The 21,036-nt window shown below is 62.2% G+C and carries 20 protein-coding genes; 8 read left to right on the forward strand and 12 right to left on the reverse strand.

Features of this window, described 5'->3' with window-relative positions; all coding sequences use genetic code 11:
* Nucleotides 1-3 precede the first annotated feature (3 nt).
* The gene (locus tag ACJ8PL_RS07400) at nucleotides 4-897 is read left to right on the forward strand and encodes a helix-turn-helix domain-containing protein (RefSeq protein ID WP_016927894.1); all 894 of its coding nucleotides are present in this window, start codon (nucleotides 4-6) and stop codon (nucleotides 895-897) included.
* A 33-nt stretch (nucleotides 898-930) separates the two neighbouring features.
* Here ACJ8PL_RS07400 and rsxC read toward each other — a convergent pair whose 3' ends face one another.
* The 4 genes from rsxC to ACJ8PL_RS07420 form a co-directional block, all read right to left on the reverse strand.
* Entirely contained in the window at nucleotides 931-3,246 is a 2,316-nt protein-coding gene (gene rsxC / locus ACJ8PL_RS07405; RefSeq protein WP_442531004.1) for an electron transport complex subunit RsxC, read from the reverse strand.
* On the reverse strand, nucleotides 3,239-3,811 hold the full coding sequence (gene rsxB, locus ACJ8PL_RS07410) for an electron transport complex subunit RsxB (protein ID WP_028128182.1): 573 nt from the start codon (nucleotides 3,809-3,811) through the stop codon (nucleotides 3,239-3,241). The genes rsxC and rsxB overlap by 8 nt, the downstream gene beginning before the upstream one ends.
* Entirely contained in the window at nucleotides 3,811-4,392 is a 582-nt protein-coding gene (gene rsxA / locus ACJ8PL_RS07415; RefSeq protein WP_004938443.1) for an electron transport complex subunit RsxA, read from the reverse strand. The genes rsxB and rsxA overlap by 1 nt, the downstream gene beginning before the upstream one ends.
* A 135-nt stretch (nucleotides 4,393-4,527) precedes the next feature.
* A complete protein-coding gene (locus ACJ8PL_RS07420) occupies nucleotides 4,528-4,968 on the reverse strand; it encodes a DUF2569 domain-containing protein (RefSeq protein ID WP_016927891.1) in 441 nt (146 codons plus the stop codon).
* A 221-nt stretch (nucleotides 4,969-5,189) separates the two neighbouring features.
* On the opposite strand from ACJ8PL_RS07420, the gene ACJ8PL_RS07425 reads away from it, so the two are divergent.
* Entirely contained in the window at nucleotides 5,190-6,230 is a 1,041-nt protein-coding gene (locus ACJ8PL_RS07425) for an oxidoreductase (protein WP_079451294.1), read from the forward strand.
* A 72-nt stretch (nucleotides 6,231-6,302) separates the two neighbouring features.
* Nucleotides 6,303-7,307 carry a bile acid:sodium symporter family protein gene (locus tag ACJ8PL_RS07430; protein ID WP_016927889.1) on the forward strand — a complete coding sequence of 335 codons (1,005 nt, stop codon included), beginning with the start codon at nucleotides 6,303-6,305 and terminating at the stop codon, nucleotides 7,305-7,307.
* Nucleotides 7,308-7,318: 11 nt separating this feature from the next.
* Here ACJ8PL_RS07430 and ACJ8PL_RS07435 read toward each other — a convergent pair whose 3' ends face one another.
* From ACJ8PL_RS07435 to ACJ8PL_RS07445, 3 genes are all read right to left on the reverse strand, one after another.
* The gene (locus tag ACJ8PL_RS07435; RefSeq protein WP_261105356.1) at nucleotides 7,319-7,864 is read right to left on the reverse strand and encodes an AAA family ATPase; all 546 of its coding nucleotides are present in this window, start codon (nucleotides 7,862-7,864) and stop codon (nucleotides 7,319-7,321) included.
* Nucleotides 7,865-7,974: 110 nt separating this feature from the next.
* A complete protein-coding gene (gene add, locus ACJ8PL_RS07440; RefSeq protein ID WP_016927887.1) occupies nucleotides 7,975-8,973 on the reverse strand; it encodes an adenosine deaminase in 999 nt (332 codons plus the stop codon).
* A 135-nt stretch (nucleotides 8,974-9,108) separates the two neighbouring features.
* A complete protein-coding gene (locus ACJ8PL_RS07445) occupies nucleotides 9,109-9,864 on the reverse strand; it encodes a DeoR/GlpR family DNA-binding transcription regulator (RefSeq protein ID WP_442531006.1) in 756 nt (251 codons plus the stop codon).
* Between the two features lie 96 nt (nucleotides 9,865-9,960).
* Between ACJ8PL_RS07445 and ACJ8PL_RS07450 the strand changes: the two genes are divergently transcribed.
* Both ACJ8PL_RS07450 and ACJ8PL_RS07455 read left to right on the forward strand, forming a co-directional pair.
* Complete coding sequence (locus ACJ8PL_RS07450) at nucleotides 9,961-10,554, forward strand: NUDIX domain-containing protein (RefSeq protein ID WP_442531007.1); 594 nt, start codon at nucleotides 9,961-9,963, stop codon at nucleotides 10,552-10,554.
* On the forward strand, nucleotides 10,554-10,922 hold the full coding sequence (locus ACJ8PL_RS07455) for a hypothetical protein (RefSeq protein WP_033640470.1): 369 nt from the start codon (nucleotides 10,554-10,556) through the stop codon (nucleotides 10,920-10,922). Before ACJ8PL_RS07450 ends, ACJ8PL_RS07455 begins: the two co-directional genes overlap by 1 nt.
* A gap of 32 nt (nucleotides 10,923-10,954) precedes the next feature.
* Here the strand turns inward: ACJ8PL_RS07455 and ACJ8PL_RS07460 are convergent, their stop codons facing one another.
* Together ACJ8PL_RS07460 and malX are read right to left on the reverse strand one after the other, a co-directional pair.
* Complete coding sequence (locus ACJ8PL_RS07460) at nucleotides 10,955-12,136, reverse strand: MalY/PatB family protein (RefSeq protein WP_442531009.1); 1,182 nt, start codon at nucleotides 12,134-12,136, stop codon at nucleotides 10,955-10,957.
* Nucleotides 12,129-13,748, reverse strand: a complete 1,620-nt coding sequence (malX, locus tag ACJ8PL_RS07465; protein ID WP_033640468.1) for a maltose/glucose-specific PTS transporter subunit IIBC — start codon at nucleotides 13,746-13,748, stop codon at nucleotides 12,129-12,131. The genes ACJ8PL_RS07460 and malX overlap by 8 nt, the downstream gene beginning before the upstream one ends.
* 223 nt (nucleotides 13,749-13,971) lie before the next feature.
* Between malX and ACJ8PL_RS07470 the strand changes: the two genes are divergently transcribed.
* Nucleotides 13,972-15,003: a Mal regulon transcriptional regulator MalI gene (locus ACJ8PL_RS07470; RefSeq protein WP_033640467.1), complete on the forward strand. Its 1,032-nt coding sequence runs from the start codon at nucleotides 13,972-13,974 to the stop codon at nucleotides 15,001-15,003.
* On the opposite strand, the gene ACJ8PL_RS07475 is transcribed toward ACJ8PL_RS07470, so the two are convergent.
* Complete coding sequence (locus tag ACJ8PL_RS07475; RefSeq protein WP_016927880.1) at nucleotides 15,000-15,881, reverse strand: LysR family transcriptional regulator; 882 nt, start codon at nucleotides 15,879-15,881, stop codon at nucleotides 15,000-15,002. The genes ACJ8PL_RS07470 and ACJ8PL_RS07475 overlap by 4 nt on opposite strands.
* 206 nt (nucleotides 15,882-16,087) lie before the next feature.
* Between ACJ8PL_RS07475 and blaSRT the strand changes: the two genes are divergently transcribed.
* Nucleotides 16,088-17,224 (forward strand): SRT/SST family class C beta-lactamase, encoded by a 1,137-nt coding sequence (gene blaSRT, locus ACJ8PL_RS07480; RefSeq protein WP_110146953.1) that lies wholly within the window; start codon nucleotides 16,088-16,090, stop codon nucleotides 17,222-17,224.
* 29 nt (nucleotides 17,225-17,253) lie between these two features.
* On the opposite strand, the gene ACJ8PL_RS07485 is transcribed toward blaSRT, so the two are convergent.
* Complete coding sequence (locus ACJ8PL_RS07485) at nucleotides 17,254-18,159, reverse strand: LysR family transcriptional regulator (protein WP_033640465.1); 906 nt, start codon at nucleotides 18,157-18,159, stop codon at nucleotides 17,254-17,256.
* Nucleotides 18,160-18,261: 102 nt separating this feature from the next.
* Here ACJ8PL_RS07485 and ACJ8PL_RS07490 point away from each other — a divergent pair, with 102 nt between their 5' ends.
* Nucleotides 18,262-19,416 carry a serine hydrolase domain-containing protein gene (locus ACJ8PL_RS07490; protein ID WP_028128186.1) on the forward strand — a complete coding sequence of 385 codons (1,155 nt, stop codon included), beginning with the start codon at nucleotides 18,262-18,264 and terminating at the stop codon, nucleotides 19,414-19,416.
* Nucleotides 19,417-19,460: 44 nt separating this feature from the next.
* Here the strand turns inward: ACJ8PL_RS07490 and ACJ8PL_RS07495 are convergent, their stop codons facing one another.
* A complete protein-coding gene (locus ACJ8PL_RS07495; protein ID WP_028128187.1) occupies nucleotides 19,461-20,993 on the reverse strand; it encodes a YdgA family protein in 1,533 nt (510 codons plus the stop codon).
* Nucleotides 20,994-21,036 lie beyond the last annotated feature (43 nt).

Raw genomic sequence — 21,036 nt, forward strand, 5'->3', positions numbered from 1 at the left:
ATAATGACAAATGAAGACATTTTTTTTATTGAAGAGCTAATTGAGTGGGTGGAGATACATCTGGAGAAACGGCCAAACCTGGATGAAGTCGCGCGTATTTCGGGCTATTCCAAGTGGCATCTGCAGCGTAAATTCAAGCGTATTACCGGCATTCAACTCGCCACCTATATCCGTTCGCGCATCCTGACACGCGCCGCGGTGGCGCTGCGTATCACCCGTCGCTCCATCATCGACATCTCCGATGAGCTGGGCTTCGACTCTCAGCAGACTTTTACCCGCATGTTCAAGCAGCGCTTCGGCACTACCCCCAATCGCTACCGCTCGATGGAGCACTGGGACGTGAAAAACCTGATGCCGCGCTTTAACTTCGAAGCCAGCTACGGCGCCGGTTATTACCCGGAAGTGAAGCGGCTGACGCTGCCCGACATGCAGTTGGTCGGCTTCACGCGCCGGCTGGATTTCGCCTCCGAACAGGAGCTGGAGTACTCGTCCTGCATGGCGATGAAGGACGAGATTTTCAACGACTTCTTCAAGGGGCTGCACGTTGACTGTCGGCGGATTTACAGCATCTACTCCCCTCATGCCGGGGAGGGCGACGAGCTATCATCCACGCTGGTGATGGCGGTCGATCCTGAACACAGAAAGGATATTCTTTCCAACCATCAGATAGACACCTTCCATTTGCCGAGCCGCGAGTTTATCTCTATCAACCATAAGGGGTCGGCGAAAGAGTGTTTGCAGTTTTTCGGCTACCTGATGTCGCATGTGATGCCGGGGTTGAAGGATGAAGTGCGCGGCAGTATGGAAATGGAGATCATTCAAACCAAAGAGTGGAATCCGGAATCCAAACTGCGCCAGATTGAAGTGGATTACACCTACCTGATCTCTATCGATTAAACGGCGCCCGGCGTCAGCCAGGCGCCGCTGTCATCATTTGTCTTCCGTTTCCGCCGCCAGCGATTCCTTGGCGGCTTTTTTGGCTTTGGCGCGGGCGATAGCCGCCGCGACCGCCGCCTTGCGTGGGTCTTCTTCGGCTGCAGCCGGCGCCGGTTCCGCCGGTGCAGAGGCATCCGCCTGTTGCGCGGCTTTCTTGGCTTTGGCGCGGGCGATAGCCGCCGCGACCGCCGCCTTGCGTGGGTCTTCTTCGGCTGCAGCCGGCGCCGGTTCCGCCGGTGCAGAGGCATCCGCCTGTTGCGCGGCTTTCTTGGCTTTGGCGCGGGCGATAGCCGCCGCAACCGCCGCCTTGCGTGGGTCTTCTTCGGTTGCAGCCGGCGCCGGTTCCGCCGGTGCAGGGGCATCCGTCTGTTGCGCGGCTTTCTTGGCTTTTACGCGCGCCAGTGCCGCCGCGACCGCCGCCTTGCGCGGGTCTTCTTCGGCTGCCGCCGGCGCCGGTTCCGCTGGAGCAGGGGCATCCGCCTGCTGCTCTGCCTTTTTGGCCTTCACGCGCGCCAGGGCGGCCGCAACGGCCGCTTTGCGCGGATCGTCCTCTGTTGCCGCCGGGGCGGAGCTGTCTGCGGCCGGCGCCTCTTTGCGCGCTTTCACGCGGGCCAGCGCCGCGGCCACGGCGGCTTTACGCGCGTCGTCGCCGGCGGTCGCCGGTGGCGCTTCCGTTTCCACCTCGGCAGCCAGCTGGGCACGACGTTCGCGCGCCTGCGCTTTACGCGCTTCGCGGGCGGCGATCATCTCGCTGTTGTCCGGCTGCTGGCCGTTGACCGGCGTAACCGCCGCTTCGGCATTCTTGCTGCGCACGCGCGCCAGCGCGGCCTGCACTGCGCCCTGATCGTCGTCGGTCAGTTTGACGGCGGCCTTTTTATGTCGCTCTTCACGCGCCAGTTTTTCACGCTCCAGACGCGCCAGCTTGGCCTCATAACGCGCCTTGGCCTCGGCGGTGCGCGCCGCTTCCAGATCGATAGCCTTGATTTCGGCCTTTTCCTGCCGGTAGTACTGTACCAGCGGGATATTGCTGGGGCAGACGAACGCGCAGGCGCCGCATTCGATGCAGTCGAACAGGTTATGGTTGCGCGCCTTGTCGTGCTCCTGTCCACGGCTGAACCAGTACAGCTGTTGTGGCAGCAGCCCGGCAGGGCAAGCGTCTACGCACAGGCCGCAGCGGATGCAGGACTGCTCCGGTTCCTGCGGCGTCATTTCATCCACCGTCGGCGCCAGAATGCAGTTGCTGATCTTGACGATCGGCACGTTCAGCGCGGGCAGGGTGAAGCCCATCAGCGGGCCGCCCATGACCACCATCTGCTGCGCCTGCGGGCGGAAACCGACGACGTCGAGCAGGTGCTGCACCGGCGTGCCGATGCGAGCCCACAGATTGCCGGGGCGCTCAATCGCCTCGCCGGTCAGGGTCACTACGCGCTCAATCAGCGGTTCGCCGTCGACGATCGCTCGCTTGATGGCGAAGGCGGTGCCGACGTTTTGCATCAATACGCCGATAGCGGAGGAGTGCTTGCCGTGCGGCACTTCCTTGCCGGTCAAAATTTTGGTCAGCTGCTTGGCGCCGCCGGACGGGTATTTGGTCGGGATGACGCGCAGCGCAATGCCGGACTGGCCGCGCAACGCCAGTTTCAGCGCCGCGATTGCCTCCGGCTTGTTGTCTTCGATGCCGATCAGCGTGACCTTGGGCTGCAGAATGTGTTGCAGGATCTGCGTGCCTTCAATGATCTGATCGGCATGTTCCTGCATCAGGCGGTCGTCGGCGGTGATGTAAGGCTCGCACTCGGCGGCGTTGAGGATCAGCGTTTCCACGCCGCTCATGCCGCCTTGCAGCTTGCTGGCGGTCGGGAAACCGGCGCCGCCCAGGCCGGCGATGCCGGCCTGATGAATACGTTGAATCAGTTCCGTGGCGGGCGATTGGCGATAGTCCGCCACCGGATCGCGCTCGCACCAGCGGTCTTCCCCGTCTGCCTCGATAATCACGCACAGCTCCGTCAGCCCGGACGGGTGAGCGGTGATGTGCGGGGTAATGGCGCTGACGGTGCCCGAGGTCGGGGCATGCACTGGCACGGTGCGGCCGCGGCCGACGGTCAGCGGTTGGCCTTTCAACACCCGATCGCCGGCGCTGACGCACAGCTCGCCTTCCGGCCCCAAATGCTGCTGCAGCGGAATGATAAAGGTCTTGGGCAGGGGCGCGACACGCAGCGGCGCACCGCTGGACTGCGTTTTCATTTCCGGTGGATGGATCCCGCCGTCGAAATCCCAGATCCGGTCTTTTTTAAAGGCGGCGAACAGATTAAGCATGTTGCTCCACGTGGATCACTTGCACCGGGATCGTCTTCATGTCCCACTTCCAGTTGGCGGTGGTGGTAGCGACCGGTTTCATTTCAATACAGTCGGTAGGGCAAGGGGCGACGCACAGATCGCAGCCGGTACAGAGGTCGGTGATGACGGTGTGCATGGCGCGGGTGGCGCCGACGATGGCGTCCACCGGGCAGGCCTGAATGCACTTGGTGCAGCCGATGCAGTTGGCCTCGTCGATATAGGCCACTTTACGCTCCGGCTCGGCGGCGGCTTCGCTGCCCAGCGGCTGCGGCTCTACGTTGAGCAGCTCCGCCAGTTTCAGCATCACCTGTTCGCCGCCCGGCGCGCATTTGTTGATCATCTCGCCGTTGGCCACCGCCTCGGCATAGGGGCGGCAGCCGGGGTAGCCGCACTGCCCGCACTGGCTCTGCGGCAGGATCGCGTCGACCTGCTCGGCGACCGGATCCTCTTCCACCTCAAAACGGCGCGCGGCGTAGCCCAGCACCAGTCCGAACAGCAGCCCGAGCGCGCTCAAAGCCGCGATAGCTATCCACAACGCAGTCATTAGAATTTCACCAGCCCGGTAAAGCCCATAAAGGCCAGCGACATCAGCCCGGCGGTGATCAACGCGATCGAGGAGCCGCGGAACGGCGCCGGCACGTCGGCGACCGCCAGACGTTCGCGAATGGCGGCGAACAGCACCATCACCAGCGAGAAACCGGCGGCGGCGCTGAAGCCGTAAACGGCGGACTGCAGGAAGTTATAGCCGAGGTTGACGTTAAGCAACGCTACGCCCAGCACCGCACAGTTGGTGGTGATCAGCGGCAGGAAGATGCCCAGCAGGCGGTAGAGCGCCGGGCTGGTCTTGCGCACCACCATCTCGGTGAACTGAACGACGACGGCGATCACCAGAATGAAGGAGAGCGTGCGCAGATACACCAGATCCAGCGGAACCAGAATAAAGGTGTTGATCACCCAGGCGCTGACGGAGGCCAGCGTCATGACGAAGGTGGTGGCCATTCCCATGCCGATGGCGCTTTCCAGCTTCTTGGAAACGCCGAGGAACGGGCACAGGCCAAGAAACTTCACCAGAACGAAGTTGTTCACCAGTACGGTGCCGACAAACAGGAGCAGGTATTCGGTCATTGCGATGCCTAAAAAAATAAAAGCCGCCTATTATCGGGAATCGGCGGCCGGACGACAACATATGAATCGCAGGGGTATTGCCTTTTTTGGCGAAAATTTACACAAAAAAACCGATAAAATGTGCTGCAATCGCCATTAACGTTCGGTAAAGGTGCCTTTGACCCGCTGCGAGCGCTTGATATAAGGCACCAGCAGCGCCGCCATCAGCAGCGGCCAGCCGAGGCTGCGCACCGCCACTTCATCCGGTACCGGCGCAAAGGCGAAGGCTTTCACCGCCAGGATCACCGTGATCAGCAGCCATAACAAGAACAGTTTGGGGAAGCGCTGCGAGCGCTGGCAAAACAGAAACACCAGCCACAGGGTGAAGCCCCACATCAAAAGCGTGGTCAGCACCGAAAAGTACCATTGCAGGGTAAACGCCTGGGCGTTGGTCAACAGATAATCGCGCGACTCGGGCATGAAGATCGCCATGGCGTACAGGAGCAGCATCAGGCTGGCGCTGAGCAGGGTGACGATCAGATAGGCCAGCGGGGCCAGCAACCAACCGCCGATACGAGTGTATTCAGCTTGAGACATAAAGGCTTCCTGATTGAAACGGGATCACAGGCGGCATAGCTTAGCGGGTAATATAGGCTTCGTCATCTCTATCAAGCGGATAGCTCGGCATCGCGACGCCGGGCCGCACGTTTGGCTACTCCGGCCTCGCTTCGAATTAACATCTCATTTACTTCTTGTTCCATCCGGCCGCATGGTGTCAAATCGAAAGGGTCTGTCGTGAGCCAGCAAGAGGAAATCCCATGGCTGAGAAAATTCGTGTCGGGCTGGTCGGTTACGGCTACGCCGGCAAAACCTTTCATGCGCCGCTGATTGCCGGTACGCCGGGGCTGGAGTTGGCCGCGGTCTCCAGCAGCGATGCCGGCAAAGTGCACGCCGACTGGCCGTCGATGACGGTGGTGGGGGATGCGCAAGCGCTGTTCGCCGATCCGGCCCTCGATCTGATCGTCATTCCTACCCCCAACGATACCCATTTCCCGCTGGCGCAGCAGGCGTTGGCCGCCGGCAAGCACGTGGTGGTGGATAAACCGTTTACCGTGACGTTGTCACAAGCGCAGTCGCTGCAACAGCAGGCGCAGCAGAGCGGTTTACTGCTGTCGGTGTTCCACAACCGCCGCTGGGATAGCGATTTCCTTACCCTTAAAGCGCTGTTAAAGGACGGTTCGCTGGGCGAGGTGGTGTATTTCCAGTCGCATTTCGATCGCTACCGGCCGCAGGTGCGCCAGCGCTGGCGTGAACAAGGCGGCGTCGGCAGCGGCATCTGGTTCGATTTGGGGCCGCATCTGCTTGATCAGGCGCTGCAACTTTTCGGCAAACCCGAACGGCTGTTTGTCGATCTGGGTGAGCTGCGGCCGGGGGCGCAGGCGGTGGACTATTTCCACGCGCTGCTGAGCTATGGCGATCGCCGTGTGGTGCTGCACGCCAGCATGCTGGCGGCGGCAGAGAGCCCGCGCTACGTGGTGCACGGCACCCGCGGCAGCTATGTCAAATACGGCCTCGATCCGCAGGAAGACCGACTGAAGGCCGGCGAGCGTCTGCCACAGGCCGATTGGGGCTATGACATGCGCGAGGGTGTAGTGACGCTGTCACGTGACGATCTGCTGGCGGAGCAACCGCTGCTCAACATTCCCGGCAATTACCCGGCTTATTACGCGGCGGTGCGCGACGCGATCGCCGGTACAGGCGAAAACCCGGTGCCGGCCGCCGACGCCATCGCGGTGATGGCATTGATCGAACTGGGGCTGGAATCGGCCCGGCTGCAGCAGGCGTTGCCGGTGGTTTGATACTGCCCATTTCTCTGTGCCCGGCGAAGCGTCGGGCCTTTTTACGACTTTACGTGCAAGGAAATTCGTTTCATGTCCTGGTTGCAGCGTTTGCGCATTGATAAATTTTTGCTGGTTCTGATTTTGGTGGTGATCGTCGCCTCGCTGTTCCCCTGCGAAGGCATCTGGAAAACCTTCTTTGAACACCTGACCACCGCGGCCATCGCGCTGCTGTTCTTTATGCACGGCGCCAAGCTGTCGCGCGAGGCGATCATCGCCGGCATGAGTCACTGGAAGCTGCATCTGCTGGTGTTCCTCAGCACCTTTGCGCTGTTCCCGCTGCTCGGGCTGGCGATGAACCTGCTGGTGCCGGGCATCATGACGCCGACGGTCTATCTCGGCTTCCTCTATCTGTGCGCGCTGCCGGCCACGGTGCAGTCGGCCATCGCTTTTACCTCGGCGGCAGGCGGCAACGTGGCGGCGGCGATCTGCAGCGCCTCGGCGTCGAGCATTCTTGGCGTGTTCCTGTCGCCGCTGCTGGTGGGGGCGTTGATGCATACTCAGGGCGGCAATACCGACGTGCTGCACGCCATCGGTTCAATCATTTTGCAATTGATGGTGCCGTTCGTGATCGGTCACCTGGCGCGGCCATTGATCGGCAAGTGGATCGACCGTCATCGTAAGCTGATCAACCTGACCGACCGTTCGTCGATCCTGCTGGTGGTGTATACCGCGTTCAGCGCGGCGGTGGTGGAAGGGATTTGGCACCGCATCGACGGTTGGTCGCTGCTGACCATCCTGGTGATGTCGCTGGTGCTGCTGACGGTGGTGCTGGTGATCAACACCTACGCGGCGCGCTGGCTGGGCTTCAACACCGCCGATGAGATCACCATCGTCTTCTGCGGTTCGAAAAAGAGCCTGGCGAACGGCATCCCGATGGCCAACGTGCTGTTCCCGGCCGCGGCGGTGGGCGCTATGGTGCTGCCGCTGATGATTTTCCACCAGGTTCAACTGATGGTGTGCGCGGTGCTGGCGCAGCGCTATGCGCGTAAAACCGCCAAACAGCGGGCCGAGGCGGAGGCGCTGGTGGCCAAATAGGCCGCAGGCCGCTAACGGCGGCTCAGCGCGTCGAGCAGAAAGTCGGCGCGCTCGTCCGGTGAGGCGCGCGGCAGTTCTTGCAACTGATAGCCATAGCGGCGATAGACGGCCACCATCGCCCGGTAGGTCAGCTCGGCTTCGGCGAAAGATTGTTTTCTTTCGCTGTCCTGCGCGTAGATCGCTTGCCACGGCGGGGCGATGAACACCCTTTCGGCATAGCGAAAGGCGCCGATCGCCGCCGTCAAATGCGCGGGGATCGGCAGTCCGCACAGCGTGAGATACCCGGCGATATCCGGCAGCCCGCGATCGAAGAACCAGCATGTTTCCCCCGTCGCTTCGCGCCATGAGCGCAGTTCCCAATCGAGCATCCGCTCGGCGAAGGCCTGGCGATCGCCCCACGGCAGCGCATGGCCGCCGATACTCACCTGATCCTGAATAATCGCCCGGCCAGCCTCCTGCGAGTGCGGAAAGCCTCGGCGATGAAGAACGTCGATGAGCGTGCTTTTGCCCGAACCCGGGCCGCCGGTCAGCACGATGCGGCGTAGTTTGTCAGACATGCGGAATTCCTCTCTTGCACCAGAGTGATGGGGTGAAAACAGCGATAAAGACGCGCAGGCGGAAGAAAACGGGGGGATGAGAAGAAGGCGCCGTTTGGCGCCTTGGGAGATTAGCCTTGAACTTTGGCGCGCAGCGCCTGTTTTTCCTGCTCGCTGAGGAAGGCCAGCTTCAGGCCGTTTTCCTGCGCGGTGCGGATTTCTTCCGGCGTCAGCCCGGCTTGCGGCGCGGCGACGCGGTATTCATGCTCGATCTCTATGCCCTGAACCGCCGGATCGTCGGTGTTGATTGACGCCAGCACGCCGTGGCGCAGGAAGGTGGCCAGCGGATGCTGCGCCAGCGACGGCACGGTGCTGGTCTGGATGTTGGAGGTCAGGCAGGATTCGATGCCGATGCCGTGTTCCGCCAGGAAGTCCATCAGCGCCGGATCTTCGACCGCTTTCACCCCGTGGCCGATACGTTCGGCGCCCAGCTCGCGGATCGCCTGCCAGATGCTTTCCGGGCCGGCGGCTTCGCCCGCGTGCACGGTGATGCGCAGGCCGGCGTCGCGGGCGCGGTTGAAGTGGCTGAGGAACAGGCTGCCGGGGAAGCCCAGCTCATCGCCCGCCAAATCCAGCGCGGTAATGCCGTCGCGGTGCGCCAGCAATCCTTCCAGTTCCTGCAGACAGGCGGCCTCGCCGAAGGTGCGGCTCATGATGCCGATCAGGCGAATGTCGATATCGCGATCGCGGCAGCCCGAACGGATCCCGTCGATCACCGCTTCCACCACGCCGGCGACCGGCAGTTGATGTTTCATCGCCATGTAGTAAGGGGAGAAACGCAGCTCGGCATAGTGCAGGCCGGCGTTGGCGGCGTCCTCGACGTTTTCGTAAGCCACCCGGCGGCAGGCGTCCAGATCGCCCAGCACCGCCACGCCCCAGTCCAGTTTCTGCAGGAAGCTGACCAGATCCGGTTCGGCATGGGTGATCTGCACGTGCGGGCGCAGGCTCTCCAAATCGTTGGCCGGCAGGGCAAGATTGAACTGGCGGCCGAGGTCGAGAATGGTCTGCGCGCGGATGTTGCCGTCGAGATGGCGGTGAATATCGGTAAGCGGTAGGCGGGGATCGATCATGCTGGGCACTCGCTAATTATCGTAGGTAAAGTGCAGAACAGTATAAAAACAAATGGATGAAACTTGCCATCGCGTTGCATAAAAAAGTGATGTGAATCACAAATAATGCGCGATATATCGCATTATCGTCGCGAATCAGGCTTTCAACACGCTGACGCCCGCCTGCTGCAACGGCGCGATCAGCGCGTCATCGGTAGCCCGCTCAACGATGACGGTGTGCGCCAGCGTAATATCGCCGATCGCATACTGCGAGGCGGCGTTAAGCTTGGCGGCGGAGGCCAGCACCACGGTTTCCGCCGCGCGGGCCGCCAGCGCGCGTTTGATGTAGGCCTCCTCCAGATCGCCGGTGCTCAGCCCCGCGGTGGGGTGCACGCCGGTCACGCCCATGAAATAAATATCGGCGCGGATATGCGACATCGCTTCTACGGCGGCGGCGCCGACGCTGACGATCGAATGCTTATACAGTCGGCCGCCGATCAGGATCACCTCGACGGTGGGGTGATCGACCAACCCCACGGCGACGCTGGGGCTGTGGGTGGCGATGGTGGCGTTGAGGTTGGCCGGCAGTTGCCTGACCAGCTCTGCGGAGGTGGTGCCGCCGTCGATGATCACCACCTGGCCGGGGGCGATCAGCGCCGCCGCCGCTTTGGCGATCGCGCGTTTGGCGCCGGATTCCAAGTGATTGCGTTCGGCGAAGCTGGCGATGGCGGAAGAAACCGGCAGGGCGCCGCCGTGCACCCGCTGCAGCAACCCCTCGGCGTCCAGTTCACGCAGATCGCGCCGGACCGTATCTTCCGACAGCCCGAACATCTCGCTGAGCTGTTTGGCCAAGACCTGACCATCCTGGGCCAGTTTTTCCAAAATGATCTTCTTGCGTTGGCTGGTCAACATGGCCATTTCCTCTCAAATTTCCTATGCACGAAATATCTTGATCATACACGAAATTGCACGATAGTATCAATTTCCTTCCTCTGGCGGAGTAAACCGATGATAGCCACCAAAGACAGGGTTCGCATTGTCGAAACCCGGGTGTTGTCCGATGACTGGTACCTGCTGAAAAAAACCACCTTTGATTTTCTGCGGCGCGACGGCGTCTGGCAACGGCAAAGCCGTGAGACTTACGATCGCGGTGACGGCGCGGTGATTTTGCTGTTCAACCGGCAGGCGCAAACGGTGATCCTGACGCGCCAGTTCCGCTTTCCGGTGTTCGTCAACGGTCATGACGGCATGCTGATTGAGGCCGCCGCCGGGCTGTTGGACGACGCGTCGCCGGAGGCGCGCATCCGCGCCGAAGTTGAAGAGGAAACCGGCTATTTCGTGCAGAACGTGGAGAAAGTGTTTGAGGCGTACATGAGCCCTGGCTCGGTCACCGAAAAGCTGCACTTTTTCGTCGGTGAATATCAGGCGAGCGATCGCCTCAACGAGGGCGGCGGGCTGGCGGCGGAGGGGGAAGATTTGGAGGTGATCGAGCTGCCGCTGGCGCAGGCCCTGCAGGCGGTTCGTCAGGGTACGATCGTTGACGCCAAAACCATCATGCTGCTGCAGTTTGTCGCCTTGAATCGGACGTTGGAGGAAGAATGATGAAAGCACAACAAATCTTGATCGCCGGCCCCTATCGCAGCGGCACCGATGGCGATCCGCAGCGTATCGCCGCCAATCTGGCGCGCCTGGAACAGGCGGCGCTGGCGGTTTACCAGCGGGGGCACGTGCCGGTGATCGGCGAGTGGCTGGCGCTGCCTTTGGCGGCCGCGGCCGGTTCCACTCAGGTTGGCGATGCGGTCAGCGAGGCGTTTCTTTACCCGGTGGCTCACCGACTGATTGCGCAGTGTCAGGCGGTGTATCGCATCGAAGGGGCGTCTGCGGGGGCCGATAACGACGTGCGGTTGGCTAACGAATGGGGATTGACGGTCTATCGTCATCTGGAGGAAATCCCGTCTGTTCAGGCGTAACGGAGGGGCGGGCAGAGGCTCGCCCCCTCGCGCTATTGCTCGTCCAGCACCAACCTCAACCCGGCGATCAGCTTGTCCATGCCGGCTTCCAGCTTGCTGCGCGGGCAGCCGACGTTGAGGCGCACGAACCCGCGGCCTTCTTCGCCGTAGGTAAAGCCCGGCATGATCGCCACCTTTTCACGCTCGATCAGCACCTGCTGCAGCGCCCGATCGTCCACGGCCAGCGGCCGCAGATCGATCCAGGCCAGGTAGGTGGCCTGCGGCGGGCGCCAGCCCAGCGCGGGAAACGCCTGCTCCAGCCGCTCGGCGACGTAGGTCAGATTATCCTGCAGATAGTCGCGCAGGGCGTCCAGCCAGGGTGCGCCGTGGCGATAGGCGGCCACGTGCGCCGCCACCGCCAGCACCGCCGGCGAGGAGAGGCCGTCGCGGGCTTTTAGCTGCTGGAAATAGGCTTCGCGGCTGGCGTCGTCGCTGATAAAGCCGTAGGCGCCGGTCAGTGCCGGAATGTTAAAACTCTTGGAGCCGGAGGTCAGCAAGGCCCAGGCGCCGGTCGCCACCTGGCTCCACGGCGTATGGCGGTGTTCACCCCATGCCATATCCATGTGGATTTCGTCGCTGATGACGCGCACGTCGTGGCGCTCGCACAGTTCGGCCATCTGCTGCAGCTCGTCGCGGCGCCACACCTTGCCGGTGGGGTTGTGCGGGCTGCACAGCAGCAGGATCTTGGTTTGCGGCCGCGCCAGCAACGCCTCAAGGTGCGCCATGTCGCAGCGCCAGTCGTCGCCGGCCTTGTGCAGCGGGCAGGCCAACAGCTGGCGTTGGTTGGCGAGGATCACCTTGTAGAAGGCGTCGTAAGCCGGGGTATGGGTCACCACATAGTCGCCCGGTACGGACCATTGGCGGATCAGCTGCGCCGCCATGTAGATAACGGAAGGGCCGTACACCGCCGTTGCGGTGTCGATGGCGACGTTGAAACGTTGCTGATACCAGTGGCGCAGCGCGCCGAGAAAATCTTCATGCTGCCAGCGGCTGTAGCCCAGCACGCCGTGCTGCAGGCGCTGTTGCAGCGTCTCGAGAATGCACGGCGCGGTGGCGAAATCCATATCGGAGATGGTGAACGGCAGCAGGTCGTCGCTGCCGAAACGATCGGCGATATAGTCCCACTGGGTGCACCAGGTGCCGTGGCGGTCGATCGGGGTGGAGAAATCAAACATGGGTGGCTCCCTGCAGCGCCGCGGCAGGTTGCGCCGTGGCTATCAGTGAGTCTAATTCATCTTTCACCGATTGCACCTGCGGGCCGATCACCACCTGCAGATTGTGGTCGTTGAGATGCACTACGCCGATGGCGCGATTGGCTTTCAGCGCCGCGTCGTCCACCCGGCTCATGTCGTTGACCGACAGGCGCAGGCGGGTGATGCAGTTGTCCAGCGTGATAATGTTGCCCGGGCCGCCGAGGGCCGCCAGAATCGCCGGCACGTTGTAGCCGGATTTGCCCACCGCGCCGCTCGGCGCGCTTTGGCTGACGGCGCTGTCGCTCTCACGGCCCGGCGTTTTGATGTTAAAGCGCTGGATGGCGAAGCGGAAAATGGCGTAATAGCCGACGAACCAAACGGCGGCCACCACCGGCACCAGATACCACTTGGTGGCGGTGCCGTGCAGAATGCCGAACACCACGAAGTCGATGATATTGCCGTCGGTGTTGCCGATGGTCACGCCCAGCAGCGCCATCACGGTAAAGCCCAACCCGGTGAGCAGCGCGTGGATCAGATACAGGAACGGCGCGACGAACAGGAACAGGAACTCGATCGGCTCGGTGGTGCCGCCAACCACGCAGGCCACCACGCCGGAAATCAACAGCCCTTTGATTTTATGGCGGTTCTCCGGTTTGGCGCAGTGGTACATCGCCAGCGCCGCGCCTGGCAGCCCCCCGAGGAACGCCGGCATTTTACCCTGCGACAGGAAGCGGGTGGCGCTCTCGGCGAAGCCGGTGGTGGTCGGACAGGAGAGCTGCGCCTGGAAGATGGTCAGGGCGCCGCTGACGCTGTGGCCGCACACCTCCATCGTGCCGCCTGCCTCGGTAAAGCGGATCAGCGCCACCAGAATGTGCTGCAGGCCGAACGGCAGCAGCAAGCGTTCGCCGGTGCCGAACAGCATCGGGCCAAAGGCGCCGGCGCTGTTGATCACCCAACCCAGCCCGGTGATGCCGGCGGCGAACCACGGCCAGATCAGCGGGATCACCAGGCCGCACAGGCCCAGCACCACGGTGGTCACGATCGGCACGAAGCGCGTGCCGCCGAAGAACGCCAGCGCGTCCGGCAGGCGGATGGTGTGGAAGCGTTCATGCAGGCGATAGACGATGATGCCGACGATCACCGCGCCGAGGATGCCGGTATCGATCGACTGAATGCCGAGGATGTTCTGGATATTGTTGGCTTTCAGCACCAACGGATCGCTGGTGGGCAGCACGCCGGCGGCGGTCAGGTAGAAGTTGGTGCCCAGATTCAGCACGGCGAAGCCGACGAAACCGGAGAAGGCGGCGACGCCTTTGTTTTCGCGCGCCATGCCCAGCGGAATGGCGATGGCGAACATCACCGGCAGGAAGCTGAAGGCGAAGGAGCCTACCTTGCTCATCCAGGTAAAGATCAGCTGGAAGATCGGGTGGCCGATAAACGGCATCAGGGTGATCACGTCGCGGCTGCTCAGCGAGCTGCCGATCCCCAGCATGATGCCGCAGAAAGAGAGCAAGGCGACGGGCAACATGAACGTTTTGCCCAGGCTCTGGAAGAACTCCCAGAGGGTGATTTTGGGTTTGTTGGCTGCTGACATAACCGACTTCTCCTGGCGAAAAGACGAGCAAAAAGGGGACATCTGATTAGGTAAAAAGAAGATAAAACGTTTTACCTCGCAAAAATGCGCCGCCAATCACAAATCTGCCGCCCGGTTTTTGGCGACAATGCGGCAGGCAGTAAAACGTTTTACTGAGCTAACGGATTCGGTATACCCTTGATCATTACGGCGCGGGTTGCCCAGGAACGGGTTCGCAGAGACTATGAGCATCAAAAAAATCACCATCACCGATGTGGCGCAGCAGGCGGGCGTGTCGGTCACCACGGTTTCCCTGGTGTTGAGCGGCAAAGGGCGCATTTCGCCGACCACCGCCGAGAAGGTCAATCAGGCGATAGAGCAGCTGGGTTATGTGCGCAATCGCCAGGCGGCGACGCTGCGCGGCGGGGAGTCCGGAGTGATTGGCCTTATTCTGCGCGACATTTGCGAACCCTTCTATGCCGAAATGACCGCCGGGCTGAGCGAAGCGCTGGAGGCGCACGACAAGCTGTTGTTTTTGACGCAGAGCGGGCGCGACGGCCAGGGCTTGCAGCGGGCGTTTGACGCGCTGCTGGCGCAGGGCGTCGACGGCATCGTGCTGGCGGGCGGCATCCGCGCGGCGGCTGGGCTGAAGGAAAAGGCGGCCGAGCAGGGCGTGCCGCTGGTCTGCGTGGCGCGCTCCAGCGGTCTCGATGGGGTGGACGTGGTGCGGCCGGACAATATGCAGGCCGCCAAGTTGGCCACCGAATTTTTGATCAAACGCGGTCACAGCCAAATCGCCTACCTCGGCGGCCAGAGCGACTCATTGACGCGCGCCGAGCGGTTGGGCGGTTTTTGCGCCACGCTGGTGCAGTACGGCCTGCCGTTTCGCAGCGAATGGATCGTCGAGTGCGATTGCCGGCAGCGTGAGGCGGCGGAAGCGGCAGAGCAACTGCTGCGCCACTACCCGAACATTACCGCCATCGTCTGCCACAAGGCGTCGGTCGCGCTCGGCGCCTATTTTGGCCTGACGCGCAGCGGCCGCAGTATCGGCTCGGACGGGGTCGACGCCTACTATGGCCGGCAGGTGGCGCTGATCGGTTTCGGCGACGTGCCGGAGGCCGAACTGACCGAGCCGCCGCTGACCTTCGTCTCCAGTTCGGCGCGGGAAGTGGGGCGCAGCGCCGCCGCGCGCCTGCTGCAGCGCATCGGTGACGCCGATCTGCCGGCGCAGAACGTCATTTTGCCGCCGACGCTGATCCGGCGCGGCTCCGCCTAGTCCCGCCGCTGTTCCTCTTCCGCCTCCCGGCGGATCCAGCCGATAAAGGTTTTCATCGCCGGCGTCAGATCCCGCGATTTCAAATGAGTCAGCCAATAGGCGCCGAGCGCGGCCTCGGCGGCGAATGGCCGCTGCAGCGCGCCGGCGGCCAGTTCGCGGCGGAACATGCTGACCGGCGCCAGCGCCACGCCGTCGCACTGGATCGCGCCTTCTACCATCAGCCGCGATGAGTCGAACACCGGTCCGTTGATCCGCCACGGCGTCACCTGCGCAGCCGTGAACCAGCGCTCCCATTCATCCTTGCGGTAAGTGCGCATCAGCTGCTCGTGCTGCAGATCCTGCGGCGTGCGCAAGCGCGCGGCGACCGCCGGCGGGCAGAGCACCGTCAGCGGCGCGTCGAACAGCTTGATATTGCAGGTGGCGGGCCAGAGGCCTTCGCCGAAGCGGATGGCGAAATCCATGCCGTCGGCCGACAGATTGACCAGGTTATTGTGGGTCAGCACCCGCAGATCGATGAACGGATGCGCCGCGCGGAACGCCGCCAGCCGCGGCATCAGCCAGCCGACGGCGAAGGTGCCGACCACCGCCACCGTCAGCACCTCGTGGAAATGCCCGCCTTCGAACTGCTGCAGCACCGCCTCGATGCGGTCGAAAGCGTCGCTCAACACCGGCAGCAGCGCCTGGCCCTCTTCGGTCAGATCCAACCCGCGCGGCAGGCGGCGGAACAGCTGAATGCCCAGCTGTTCTTCCAGCATGCGCACCTGCTGGCTGACGGCGGCCTGGGTGACGCGCAGCTCCAGGCCGGCGCGGGTGAAGTTCAGGTGGCGGGCGGAGGATTCGAACGCCCGCAGGGCGTTGAGGGGAAGTCGGTTGCGCATTGTCGATAGCCATAAGTTTTTCTTTATGCTGGCTGAAATTATTATCGCTTGTCAACCCGACGGCAAAATCCGATATTTGGCGCGGCTGCTAAGAGCGTCGCGGCAGCCGTAAAGGAATGACATCATCAACCAGGGAAAGCGCCGTGCATAACGCCAATAAAAACTTTTGGCCGCGGCCGATGCCCTGCAACCGAAGAGCCTCTATCATGACGAAAATGAACCGCCTGGCGTCCGCGCTGATCGCCGCACTGATCTTGCCGACCGCGCACGCCGCGCAGCAGCAGGATATCGACGCCGTTATTCAGCCGCTGATGAAAAAATATGGCGTGCCGGGCATGGCGATCGCCGTGTCGGTCGACGGCAAACAGCAGATTTACCCGTATGGCGTCGCTTCGAAGCAGACCGGCAAACCGATCACCGAGCAGACGCTGTTCGAAGTGGGCTCGCTGAGCAAAACCTTCACCGCGACGCTGGCGGTCTATGCGCAGCAGCAGGGCAAGCTGTCGTTCAACGATCCGGCCAGCCGCTACCTGCCCGAGCTGCGCGGCAGCGCCTTCGACGGCGTCAGCCTGCTGAATCTGGCGACGCATACCTCCGGCCTGCCGCTGTTCGTGCCGGACGACGTGACCGACAACGCCCAACTGATGGCCTACTACCGGGCCTGGCAGCCGAAACATCCGGCGGGCAGCTACCGCGTCTATTCCAACCTCGGCATCGGCATGCTGGGCATGATCGCCGCCAAAAGCCTCGACCAGCCGTTTACCCAGGCGATGGAACAGGGGATGCTGCCGGCGTTGGGCATGAGCCACACCTACGTTCAGGTGCCGGCGGCGCAGATGGTCAACTATGCGCAGGGCTACAACAAGGACGATAAGCCGGTGCGGGTCAATCCCGGCCCGCTGGACGCCGAGTCTTACGGCATCAAGTCCAACGCTCGCGATCTGATTCGCTATCTGGACGCCAACCTGCAGCAGGTGAAGGTCGCGCAGCCGTGGCGTGAGGCGCTGACCGCGACGCACGTCGGTTATTACAAGGCGGGCGCGTTCACGCAGGATCTGATGTGGGAGAACTACCCATACCCGGTGAAACTGTCTCGTTTGATCGAGGGCAACAACGCCGGGATGATCATGAACGGCACGCCGGCTACCGCCATCACGCCGCCGCAGCCGGAATTGCGCGCCGGCTGGTATAACAAAACCGGCTCTACCGGCGGTTTCTCCACCTACGCGGTGTTTATCCCGGCGAAGAATATCGCCGTGGTGATGCTGGCCAACAAATGGTTCCCGAACGACGATCGGGTCGAGGCGGCTTACCGCATCGTGCAAGCGCTGGATAAGCGCTGATCGTGGGGGGCGCCGTCGGGGCGCCCCTGTTACCGGTGCTGTCGATCTCGCCGCTCGCGCATGAAATCGATAAAGGCGCGCAGCTTGAGCGGCAGATGCCTGCCGGCGGGAAAGTAGATGAAAAATCCGGATGCCTCGCTGGCATACTCCGGCAGCACTTCCACCAGATCGCCCTGCGCCAGCTCCTGCAACACCGTACCCTGAAAACGCTGTGCGATACCCAGCCCCGCCAACGCCGCATCCTTGATCAGCCGATCTTCGTTAAAGATCAAACTGCCGCTGACGTCCAGCGCCCGCTCATCGCCGTGCCGACTGAAATACCAGGGTTCCAATTTGCCGCTGCCGGGAAAACGGTAGCGCAGGCAATGGTGCGCGAGCAGATCGTCCGGCGTGGCCGGCGCGCCGCAACGCGCCAGATAGTCGGGCGAGGCGACCAGCACCCGGCGCTGGCCGTTGTCGATTGGCACGGCGATCATGTCCTTTTGCAACATGGCGTGCATGCGAATGCCGGCATCGAAACTGCCCAGCACCAGATCGGAAAAGCGGTCTTCGGTAAACAGCTCAAGCTGCACTTCGGGATAGCGTCGCTGAAATTCCGCCAGGTGCGGCATCACCAGCAGCGAAGCGGCCAGCTGCGGCAGCGTAATGCGCAGCAGGCCCGCCGGCTGCGCGCCCAGGGCGCGCACGTCGTCCGCCGCCACGTCGATCTGGCTCATGGCTGGCGACACCTTCTGATAGAACAACCGGCCCTCGTCGCTGAGGCGCACCGAGCGGCTGGTGCGGTGGAATAACCTCACTCCGAGCTGATTCTCCAGCGCCTGAATGTTTTGCGACACCGCCGGCGGCGTGACGCCCAGTTGGCTGGCTGCGCGGGTAAAGTTGCCCAGCCGTGCCACGGCTTCGAAATAGGGCAGCAGTTGCAGGAGTGAACTCATCTATTAATAACCTGTGCTTAATGATTCATTAAATTATGCCTTATTTTAATTTATGACGAACGTTTTAGACTGGTTTTACTTTCCCTCAGCGAGATGAAAACCATGTCGGCAACACAACAGGCGTTAACAGAACGGATCGCGGCGATCGATCAACAGGCGATGGCCGAAGGGCGCATCGTGGGCAGCGTGGTGCTGGTGGCGCGGCGGGGCGAGATTTGTTACGCCGGGGCGGCCGGCTATGCCGACCGCGAAGCGCGCCGGCCGATGCGGCGGGAAACGCAGTTTCGGCTGTCGTCGGTCTCCAAACCCTATACCACGCTGGCGGCGCTGCGCCTGATTGAGCGGGGCAAACTGAGCCTGGACGATGCGGTCAGCGATTGGCTGCCGTGGTTTACCCCGGCGCTGGCGGATGGCCGCCGCCCGACGATCAAGATCCGCCATTTGCTGAGCCATACCGCCGGTCTGGACTATCGGCTGAACCAACCGCCGGCGGGCGTTTACCATCAGTTGGGGATCCAGGACGGCGTGGAGCTGTCGACGCTGACGCTGGAGCAAAACCTGCGGCTGTTGGCGCAGGCGCCGTTGCTGTCGGAACCGGGAGAGCGCTTCAATTATTCACTGGCGATCGACGTGCTTGGCGCGGTGCTGGAGCGGGTGACGGGCATGTCGCTGCCGCAGCTGTTTGTCGAATGGGTGGCGCAGCCGCTGGGGCTTGGCAACACCGCATTCCATGCGACGGACGCCGTGAACCTGGCGACGCCGTATTACAACACGCCGCAAGGGCCGCTGCGCATGCATGAAGGCTTGCGGATCGCCTTGCCGGAAGGCATGGCGGGGGGAGAAGTGACGTTCTCGCCGGCGCGCGCGCTTAACGCGGAGGCTTATCCTTCCGGCGGTGCGGGCATGGTCGGCGATGCCGACGATGTGCTGAAGCTGGTGGAAGCGTTGCGCAGCGGCGGGCAGGGCATGTTGCAGCCGGAGACGGTGGCGTTGCTGCGCAGCCCGCACGTGGGTGCGCAGGCGCAAACGCAAGGGCCGGGCTGGGGCTTCGGCTTTGGTGGCGCGCTGCTGATTGACGCAGAAGCGGTGCAGACGCCGCAGCACGCCGGCACGCTGACCTGGGGCGGCGTTTACGGCCACAGCTGGTTCTTTGATCCACAGGCGCAGCTGAGCGTGGTGATACTGACCAACACCGCGTTTGAAGGCATGTGCGGTTATTATCCGCAGCAGATCCGCGATGCGGTTTATGCGGCGTAAATAAAAAGGGCCCCGCAGGGGGCCCTTGTTAGGTTTTCAGGCGATTACTGCGCCGGTGCCGGAGCGGGTTCCGCTTCCTGCGCCGGTTCAGCGTCTTCCGCCGGGGCGCCCAGCATGGCGAACTGGCCGATGAACTCCTGCAGCGACATTTTGTTGCCGTTCAGGTCAACCTGATTGTCAGCGTAATGGAACTGGCTCGCGATCACGCCGTCTTTCTGGGTGGTCAGTTTGAACATCTGGCCCATGGCCGCCAGGCCCTGCACTTGCTGCTGCGCCAGTTTCTGCGCGTCTTCCGCATTATAACCCTGCAACAAGGCGGTCTTCGCGGTCACTTCGGTGGCCATCGCTTCCGGAATGGTCAGGCTGAGATCCAGCTTTTTAACCGCCTGAGCGATCAGCTGATCCGGCGATTGTGCCGGGGAGGCGGCCTTGCTCGGATCGGTCATCGCCAGATCCAGCGTGAAGATGCTCTCACCCTTGCTGTTTTTCCAGCTCAGCGGGGCGATGCTGAGGCTTGGATTGCCTTTCAGCAGCATCGGCAGGTTCTTTTGCAGCATCTCGGAGGTCTGCTGTTCGTAGACGTCCGGATCCAGGTTCTCGCCCTGCTGCAGCAGCGCCATGGTTTGGCGGTTGTAGCTGTCGGAGAAGTCTTTCAGCGCCTTGCCGTCGACGTTGTCGATTTTCAGCGTCAGTTTACCGGCGCCGAAGTCGTTGCCCTGCACCTTGAGCGCGTCCATGGTGTAGTCGATCTGGCCGCCGATGTTGCTGCTGCCTTGCTCGCCGAACTTGCTCACCAGATTGAAACCGTCCAACGCCACGGTGTCTTTACCGTCGATCGTCAGTTTGAACTGTTTCAGGGTCATCGTCTGATCGCCGAGCTTCACGCCGAACTTGCTTTCGTTGCTGTTGCCTTTCAGGTTGAAGCCCTGGAAGGTGATCTGCTCGTTTTGGCCGAATTCATTCGGGCTGGCGAACACGATAGTGTCGCTATTGGCGTCCAGCGCGAATTTTTTCAGATCGCGGGACACGTCGGCGTCAATGGTGGCGCCGCTGAATTTCAGCGAAGATTTATCCTTCTGGTAGTCCAGTGGGATAAAGTCGATGGTGGACGCGGTATCGCCGCTGTACGAGATGCGCGAATCGGCGGTAAACAGCGATTTGCCTTTGGTGGTTTCAAACAGGCCTTTCACCGCCGGGGTGTTTTCCAGCTCGGTATGCACCGACGCCATGCTCGGCAGCAGGTTGAATTTTTTCAGCTGCGCGAACGGGAACGGACCGTGATCGATGGTTTCCAGGAACGCCACTTCTTCACCGGCTTTCAGCGCCGCGTTTTCGCTGGTATCCGTGCCGTCGGAACGCAGCACATAACGCACTTTGCTGCTGAACAGGCCGCGCTGGTAATTTTCATAGCTCAGCTTGACGCCGGCTTTCGGCAGGTAGGCTTTCAATTGGCCATTGGCGTTGTCGACGACTTCGCCCATGTGCTGCTCGATTTGTTTCCCGGTGTACCAGGATGCCCCGGTCCATGCTGCGCCAAGAACGACAATGACGCTGACAGCGACTAACGATTTTTTCATAGCTCTGTTTCATCCTTTTTTCTTATCACCCTCCGTTGTGTGG

The organism is Serratia sp. CY83965 (genome assembly GCF_052166375.1).
GTDB lineage: Bacteria > Pseudomonadota > Gammaproteobacteria > Enterobacterales > Enterobacteriaceae > Serratia > Serratia marcescens.